At 67.9% G+C, this 1441-nt stretch carries 1 protein-coding gene; it reads left to right on the top strand.

Going from position 1 to position 1441, the window contains the following annotated elements; translation table 11 throughout:
• The first annotated feature begins 143 nt into the window (after positions 1–143).
• Positions 144–980, top strand: coding sequence for an aldo/keto reductase (locus tag ESO86_RS16930; RefSeq protein WP_129235958.1), 837 nt, complete (start codon positions 144–146; stop codon positions 978–980).
• Positions 981–1441 lie beyond the last annotated feature (461 nt).

Below are 1441 nucleotides of genomic sequence, written 5' to 3'. Positions count from 1 at the left end.
CCGAGCGCGGTGCCGCGGCGGCCTCCGCGGCCTGAGGGCAGGCTGGAGGCGGACGGAGCCGCGGCGCCGTGCGCCCGCCATCCCGCGTTCGCGTCCCGCGAACGAGGGATGGCCCTCGCAGGCGGAACGTGTTGCATGGCCGTATGACCCAGACGCTCGTACCGCGAATCCAACTGAACGACGGCCATTCGATCCCCCAGCTCGGCTTCGGGGTGTTCAAGGTCGATCCCGCAGAGACCGAGCGGATCGTCGCCGATGCGCTCGATGTCGGCTACCGCCACCTCGACACCGCGCGCATCTACGGCAACGAGGAGGGGGTCGGCCGTGCCGTCGCCGCCTCCGGCATCCCGCGCGAGGAGCTCTACGTGACGACGAAGCTCTGGAACGACGACCAGGGCACCCAGTCGGCGTTCGACGCGTTCGAGGGCAGTCTCGAGCGGCTGGGGCTCGACTACGTCGACCTCTACCTGATCCACTGGCCGGTGCCGGCGCAGGATCGCTACGTCGAGTCGTGGCGTGCGCTCGAGCAGATCCGGGAATCGGGTCGCGCCCGATCGATCGGCGTGTCGAACTTCATGGTTCCGCACCTGCAGCGCCTCCTCGACGAGACCGACGTCGTGCCCGCCGTCGACCAGATCGAACTGCACCCCGCGCACCAGCAGCCGGAGACGACCGGGTTCGCTGCCGAGCACGGCATCGAGATCGAGTCGTGGGGCCCGCTCGGCCAGGGCAAGTACCCGCTCCTCGAACTCCCCGAGGTGACCGAGGCCGCAGCGGAGCACGGGAAGTCGGCTGCGCAGGTCGTCATCCGCTGGCACCTCCAGCGCGGCTTCATCGTGTTCCCCAAGTCGAATCGACGCGAGCGCATGGCGGAGAACTTCGACGTCTTCGACTTCGCGCTCTCCGAGAGCGAGATGGACCGCATCACGGCGATCGAGCGTGCCGGCCGCCTCGGCCCCGATCCGCAGCACTTCGGTTGAGGATCCGAGCCCTGACCGGGGGTTCGGCCCGATGGCCGGGCCCTCGGACGGGGGCGGCGGATGCCGCGACACGCGCGGGATCCGAGACCGATTTGTGATGGCGGGCGAGCGCTGCGTATGGTTGTCCACGTCGCCGCGGCGGCCGGGAGCGAGAGCCCCGGGCGAAGCGGTCAGGTCTTAGCCAAACAGCCTCGAAGGCGCTCCATTGCGACTCGGTTGCTTCAAGCCTAAGATGACGATTCCACACCTCCAACGGACTCGACGGCCTCGCGGCCGCGGTCCGGGACCACGACCCATCGCGGCATCGCCGAGTAGGTCGGATCCGCAGGAGTGCGTGGTATAGTAGGGAAGTTGCCTCGGTGGTGCTGGCTCGGTTTCGGGTTGGTGGGTCGGGTGCGTCCGTTCCTTGAGAACTCAACAGCGTGCACTATGTTCAATGCCAATTTATTTGAACCCCGTTT

The organism is Agromyces binzhouensis (genome assembly GCF_004135055.1).
In the GTDB taxonomy this organism is placed as follows: Bacteria; Actinomycetota; Actinomycetes; order Actinomycetales; family Microbacteriaceae; genus Agromyces; species Agromyces binzhouensis.
Note: the sequence above shows the minus strand (reverse complement) of the source record. Positions and strands in the feature narration are given on the sequence as shown.

What these genes read in the sequence shown, in the direction of transcription:
- ESO86_RS16930 (WP_129235958.1), top strand. Translation starts at nt 144, where the DNA reads ATGACCCAGACGCTCGTACCGCGAATCCAACTGAACGACGGCCATTCG.